At 51.5% G+C, this 5,897-nt stretch carries 7 protein-coding genes; 3 read left to right on the top strand and 4 right to left on the bottom strand.

What is annotated here, in order from left to right; translation table 11 throughout:
• Window positions 1-765: elongator complex protein 3 (locus H8876_RS01020; protein ID WP_249286167.1), on the bottom strand; the 765-nt coding region annotated here is incomplete at its 3' end.
• A 109-nt stretch (window positions 766-874) separates the two neighbouring features.
• Here H8876_RS01020 and H8876_RS01015 point away from each other — a divergent pair.
• A complete protein-coding gene (locus H8876_RS01015) occupies window positions 875-2,152 on the top strand; it encodes a polysaccharide deacetylase family protein (RefSeq protein WP_249286166.1) in 1,278 nt (425 codons plus the stop codon).
• 67 nt (window positions 2,153-2,219) lie between these two features.
• On the opposite strand, the gene H8876_RS01010 is transcribed toward H8876_RS01015, so the two are convergent.
• Window positions 2,220-2,945: a DUF6873 family GME fold protein gene (locus tag H8876_RS01010; RefSeq protein WP_249286165.1), complete on the bottom strand. Its 726-nt coding sequence runs from the start codon at window positions 2,943-2,945 to the stop codon at window positions 2,220-2,222.
• Window positions 2,946-3,399: 454 nt separating this feature from the next.
• Here H8876_RS01010 and H8876_RS01005 point away from each other — a divergent pair, with 454 nt between their 5' ends.
• Window positions 3,400-4,071 carry a uracil-DNA glycosylase gene (locus tag H8876_RS01005; protein ID WP_249286164.1) on the top strand — a complete coding sequence of 224 codons (672 nt, stop codon included), beginning with the start codon at window positions 3,400-3,402 and terminating at the stop codon, window positions 4,069-4,071.
• Between the two features lie 2 nt (window positions 4,072-4,073).
• Here H8876_RS01005 and H8876_RS01000 read toward each other — a convergent pair whose 3' ends face one another.
• Complete coding sequence (locus H8876_RS01000; protein ID WP_177264379.1) at window positions 4,074-4,394, bottom strand: AzlD domain-containing protein; 321 nt, start codon at window positions 4,392-4,394, stop codon at window positions 4,074-4,076.
• Window positions 4,394-5,086 (bottom strand): AzlC family ABC transporter permease, encoded by a 693-nt coding sequence (locus H8876_RS00995; RefSeq protein WP_249286163.1) that lies wholly within the window; start codon window positions 5,084-5,086, stop codon window positions 4,394-4,396. Before H8876_RS00995 ends, H8876_RS01000 begins: the two co-directional genes overlap by 1 nt.
• A gap of 117 nt (window positions 5,087-5,203) precedes the next feature.
• On the opposite strand from H8876_RS00995, the gene H8876_RS00990 reads away from it, so the two are divergent.
• On the top strand, window positions 5,204-5,897 hold a 694-nt coding region (locus tag H8876_RS00990; RefSeq protein WP_249286162.1), incomplete at its 3' end, for a LysO family transporter.

The following is a 5,897-nucleotide window of genomic DNA, read 5'->3' as shown; positions in this document are numbered from 1 at the left end:
GCAGACGGCTTCGCCCTCGGTAATCAAATCGGTGCTTTTAAGGCCGACTCTAAGAATGGTGATCCCGGCGTCACTTAGGATCCGGTACATTTCTTTGGTGGTGGAGACGGCTTCCTCTGTAGTCAGAGGCTGATAGATTCCTTCCTCATACATCTGCAAAAGTCGGGTGTCCTGCAGTACTATGGTAGGATAGAGCCTCGCCAGCTGAGGTGCAAGCCGAACCGTTTCCTTTGCAGATGCGATAGACTTTGCAGGAGAATCGCTGGGCAGCCCGATCATCAGCTGGATTCCCAGGGTAAACCCGTACTCCTTGATGAGACGGCAGGCACTGTAGACGTCTTCTACTGTATGACCGCGGTTGGAGGCACGAAGCACGTCGGGATCGAAGGACTGAACGCCCAGCTCGATGATGTCCGTGTCGTATGTTTTCAGGTTGTCCAGGATGTCCCGGTCGATGTAGTCCGGACGGGTGGACATGTGGATCTTGTCGATGAGACCGGCGTCTTTGTATTCTTTGGCAACTGTCAGAAATGCCGACTGCTCAGCTATGGAAAGCCCGGTAAAGCTGCCGCCGAAAAAGGCCAGCTCGATGGTCTCAAGGCCGCGCCCGGTGAGGGTCGGCAGATATGTTTCGATTGTATTTCTCACATCTTCGGGACTCACATCGCTGCTGCAGGCGGTGATTGCCTTCTGATTGCAGAAGACGCAGTCGTTGGGGCAGCCGCGATGAGGAATGAAGACGGGTATGATAGCATGTTTTTTCATGAGATTATTGTACCACAAATAACGGGATATGGTATCACAAACGTGCCAAGGCATGGTATAATAAATGAACCTGCGAAGGAATACGAATAAAATAGATGGAGAAAGTATTTTGGAAAGACAAGATAATAGGCAGCGTGCGCGGCATGCGAAGAGAATGAAACGGTATCGTCAGCGTAAGATCCTGGTCCTTATCCTGGCTGTCCTGGTAGTGGCGGTGGCGGGATTTGCCATCCTGTATCAGGCGAAGCAGTCTCCCATCAAGCTCAACGGGGATGCGGAGATGACCATCAGTCTCAACGGTGTATACGATGAGCCGGGAGCGACTGCAAAGATAGATGGTAAAGACTACAGTAAAAAGATCAAGATCGACAGTGATCTGGATACGACGAAAGCCGGAAAATATACGGTGAAGTACAGTGTGAAAGGCTATACGGCAAAGCGGACGATCACGGTGACAGGCGAGATGGATCCTGTGCTGGAGCTGACCGGAGCCAGCAAGATCACCGTGAAGCTGGGTGAGTCTTTTGACGAGCCGGGTTACAAGGCCACTGATAAAAAGGGTAATGATATCACGAAAGATGTGAAGGTTTCCTACGATGATCTCAACAAGGCTGGAAATCGTAAACTGGCTTATACTGTCGAGGATTCCAAGGGCAATAAAACGCGGGTGTTCCGGAATGTGACGGTAGAGCCGAACACCAGTTATCAGACGCCGGGGCTTCCGATCTGCATGTATCATTACGTGTACGATGAGAACGATCCGCCGGAGGATCTTAACAAGAGGTTCGGCAATTATATTTCGGCTCAGGCACTGGAGGCGGAACTAAACTGGCTCAATTCAGAAGATTATTATTATCCGACCTGGAAGGAGGTGCGGGAATATATCGACGGCAAGCTGAAACTGCCGGATAAGAGCATTGTATTGTGCTTTGACGATGGAGCCAAGAGCTTCCTGGATCACGGTATCCCGGTGCTTGAAAAGTGCAAGGTCCCGGCTACATGTTTCATGATCACATCCTCTAATGGAGAAGAAAAAATCGCCCAGTATCAGAGCGATTATGTGTACTATGAGTCTCATTCCCACAACATGCACAGGCCAGGCGGAAACATTGGTCACGGAGGCATTTTCCCGGCGATTTCCCATGAAGAGGGAATGGCGGATCTGAAGAAATCCATCGAGATCTGTGGCAGCGGTGATGCCTTTGCTTATCCGTATGGGGATTACAACGACAGCAGTGTGGCCATGGTCAAGGAAGCCGGGTTCCTGTGCGCAGTGACGACTCAGCCGGGCAAGGCCAAGCCGGGCGATAACCCGCTGCTTCTGCCGCGGGTGCGCATGTCCCTGGGACAGAGCCTGGAGGCATTCCAGAAGAAAGTACAGCCATAAGGAGAAAGAATGGCTGGGGTGGCATAGCTGAAAGCGGAGAGGCCTGGGTGGCGATTCCGGGAGCAGATTAATCCTGGGCTGGCTGCTGCAAAGGCTTCGGTGCGGCGTCTACGAGGATGCTGCCGATATCCATCAGTGGGCTGTCCTTCGAGTAGTATAAGTCGATATCGCGATCTTCGAGGAAGGTCGCGATTTTTTTATGGTCCGGGTGAGTTTCGATATTGCCGTTTACGACCAAGAGGCGGCGGCCGGACAGGGGGAGGCCGCCGCCGGTGCCTCCGATGAATCCGTAGTCGAATCCCGGCAGGTGTATATGACCCGGATGGATCAGCAGCACGTCCGTGTCATGGTCCGCAAGGGTCTTTGCAATACCTGCGTCTGACGTGATGAACGATCGGTCATCCACAGGCAGCAGGCTGCAGCGGGTGTAGCCTTGCTTGACGTGGATCTTTGTCAGGATTGCGCTGTCGGCTGCTGCCTTTGTTTCCGCTGCTGCCAGCAGATCCGGATCCGTGTACTGGAGATTATGGATAAAATATTTCCCTGTGCAAACAGCATTGTACCGGATATTTCCCGGGTAATTTCGTGCCAGCTTTTCCGGATCTCCGTGAAAGATCTGCGCCTTTTCCCAAAGTCCCAGCTGGCACAGCAGGATATCCGCATGGGTAGAAATCTCCGGATAAACGCCAGGTACGTCGAGAGAGTTCAGCTGAAAGCCGTTGCTTTGCAGAAACCTTTGCAGTGATGGCGAAGCCAGTCGGGAGAGATAGACGGTGGGTGTGTTTTGCAGCATAGTGGGATTCTCCTTATCGTGATTGCTGAGGATATTGTAACATGTTTTGCGGGAAGATGGTGAGACTGTTATGAGTAGAATTGCGATGGCTGTTACCTAAATCTTCGTTTTGCTGAAAAAATGGGACAAATGAAGAATTTTTCTCCGGCTGCGGCCCCGGTCAAATACCTAAATCTTCGAATGGTAAAAAAATCAGTTGATATCGAGAAAATGCAAGAGCGATGTAGAGTTGCCAAGCTGTTTTGATTGCACAGCTTCTCGATATCCGTTAAAAATTATGAGATTGCGAGAAATAGATTTTAGACACAAGATACACTTTCTCGAAATGCCCTATAAAAAAATATAAAACGAAGATTTTGGTACGGGCTGGATCGGGAAAGATATTCCAATCCGCTTTCTGATATGATAAAATAACCCCATCAGCAAGCAATACAGAAAGGCGGGTAGCACGAACATGGTACACATCGGAAACAGCTGGGACGACGTCCTGAAGGGCGAATTTGACAAGGATTATTATCTGAAGCTGCGGGAGTTTCTCAAGCAGGAATACGGCAGCCGAACGATTTATCCCAATATGTACGATATTTTCAATGCGTTGAAGTTTACGCCGTATGAAGATGTGAAAGCGGTGATCCTGGGGCAGGATCCGTACCATGAACCGGGACAGGCTCACGGGCTTTGCTTTTCGGTGCAGAAGGGTGTGCAGAAACCGCCTTCGCTGGTGAATATTTTTAAGGAGTTGCAGGATGATCTGGGGTTCGATCCGCCGAGCCACGGCAATCTGGAAAGCTGGGCGAAAAACGGCGTGCTCCTGCTCAATACGGTTTTGACGGTTCGCAGGGGAGCGGCAGGCTCGCACCGAGGTCAGGGCTGGGAGGTCTTCACGGATCAGGTGATCCAGCATCTTAACGCCAGAGAAAAACCAATGGTATTCATTCTCTGGGGAGGCTTTGCAAAGGCTAAAGAAGCTCTCATCACGGGAAAGCAGCACTGCATCATCAAGAGCGTACATCCGAGTCCACTGTCGGCACATCGAGGTTATTTCGGCGGAAAGTATTTTTCGAGAACCAATGCATTCCTGCAGTCTACAGGGCAGGAACCCATCGACTGGAGCATTCCGGAATAGCTCTACCGCACCACCATCAGTACCAGCTCCGCAACGAATACGGCGCTGCAGGCGCCCACTGCAACGATGAGCAGTCCCTTGCCTTTGTAGGCGATGAATACGGCGACGGCCAGCCCTGCGATGGCGGAGATCATGTGGTTGGTCCCATACAGGATCGCCGGGAAAGTCATGGCAGCCAGAACGGTATAAGGAATATAATAGAGAAACGAGTTGAGAAACCGGTTCTCTATTTTTTTATTGACCAGAACGAAAGGCAGGGCACGGATCAGATATGTGACACCGGCCATTACCAGCAGATACGGTAAAAATGTAAGCATGTCCATTATTCGGCCTCCTTTACCGGGAAGAATACAGCCCCGGCCACTGATGCGATCACTGCACTGATAATAATGGCGAATCCCGCCGAGATCCCTGAAAAGACAGGAACGTATCGGATCACGGTACTGATGATGATGGCGAGGATCACGGTGATCAGTACGTGGCGGTTTTCGCGCGCTTTCGGTACAACAACGGCGATGAACATGCCATAGAGGGCGATGCCCAGTGATGTGGTGATGATCTCAGGCATGATGTTTCCCAGGACTGCTCCGAACAGAGTCCCTGCGGACCAGCCCAGGATCGGAAGACTGATAAGACCGGAAAAGTATTCTTTTGAAATCGATCCGTCGTGACCGATGGCAACGGCAAAGATCTCGTCGGTGATGGCGAATCCCAGCAGCCACTTCCAGATGCCGCGGAATTTCCCGTCCACTTTCTGGGAAAGTGAAATCGCCATCAGGGAATAACGGGAATTGATGACCAGCTGTGTCATAGCCATCTCCACGTAGGTTCCCATGGCGGCAAGTACAGTCACGCCGGCAAACTGTCCGGCTGACGTGAGGTTTGTCACGGAAATCAGGACGGCTTCCAGTGCGCTGCATTCATTTTCGATGGCCATGAGACCGAAGGCGATCGATACGGAGAAATATCCTAGAGCTACCGGGATACCGTCTTTAAGACCTTTGTTAAAATCCATTGCAATATCCTTTCTGATTTGATACGATTGTTCTGCTAGCTGTTTTGCAGGATTTGCGCCTGCACATGGCGAAGCACAGACATAGAATCATTATACAGCAGAAGAAGGTAAAAGGAAATGATGATTTTCGTGTATTGGGGGATTTTGATCCTCTGTTATTTTATCGCGTCCAGACTGCGGAGCATGGCCAGCCGTTTCGGCTTCCTGGATAAAAGCATGATGGCAGCGGTGTATATACTGGTATTTCTCATGGGGCTTCGCATGGGAATCAACCGGCAGGTGACGTCGGCGCTGGCTACCATCGGAGTCCAGGCTCTGGCAATCACGCTGGCTACCATTGGAGGCAGCATTCTGATGATCTTTCTGGTGCGTAAGGCGCTGCGGCTCAATCGGTACGGCGGTTCGGAAAAAGATGCACAGGAGCGGGAGCACAGAGGCAAGGCGGGCACGTCGGATCTCAAAAGCACGGTGGGGATCGTGTCTTTAGTCATCGCCGGGATCGCAGTGGGTCGTTTCGGTCTTGTAGATCAGTTTCAGGATCATCTGGAGGAGATTTCGACCATCACAGGCAATGGCTTGACGATATTCTTATGCGTGCTGATCGCTATTATCGGATTCGATCTCGGTCTTTCGGGAACGGTGGCTGCAAATTTAAAGTCGGTGGGTCTCAAAGCGCTGGCGTTCCCGCTGGCGATCCTGGCAGGCACCATGCTGGCAGGGGGCGGGGCGGCTATGGCTTTCGGTTTTTCTCTCAAGGAAAGTATCGCCATCTGTGCCGGGTTCGGCTGGTATTCCTACGCTCCGGCCATCA

Source organism: Lentihominibacter faecis (genome assembly GCF_014306095.1).
GTDB lineage: Bacteria > Bacillota > Clostridia > Peptostreptococcales > Anaerovoracaceae > Lentihominibacter > Lentihominibacter faecis.
Note: the sequence above shows the minus strand (reverse complement) of the source record. Positions and strands in the feature narration are given on the sequence as shown.

What these genes read in the sequence shown, in the direction of transcription:
- H8876_RS01010 (WP_249286165.1), bottom strand. Translation starts at nt 2,945, where the DNA reads ATGCTGCAAAACACACCCACCGTCTATCTCTCCCGACTGGCTTCGCCA.
- H8876_RS01005 (WP_249286164.1), top strand. Translation starts at nt 3,400, where the DNA reads ATGGTACACATCGGAAACAGCTGGGACGACGTCCTGAAGGGCGAATTT.
- H8876_RS01000 (WP_177264379.1), bottom strand. Translation starts at nt 4,394, where the DNA reads ATGGACATGCTTACATTTTTACCGTATCTGCTGGTAATGGCCGGTGTC.
- H8876_RS00995 (WP_249286163.1), bottom strand. Translation starts at nt 5,086, where the DNA reads ATGGATTTTAACAAAGGTCTTAAAGACGGTATCCCGGTAGCTCTAGGA.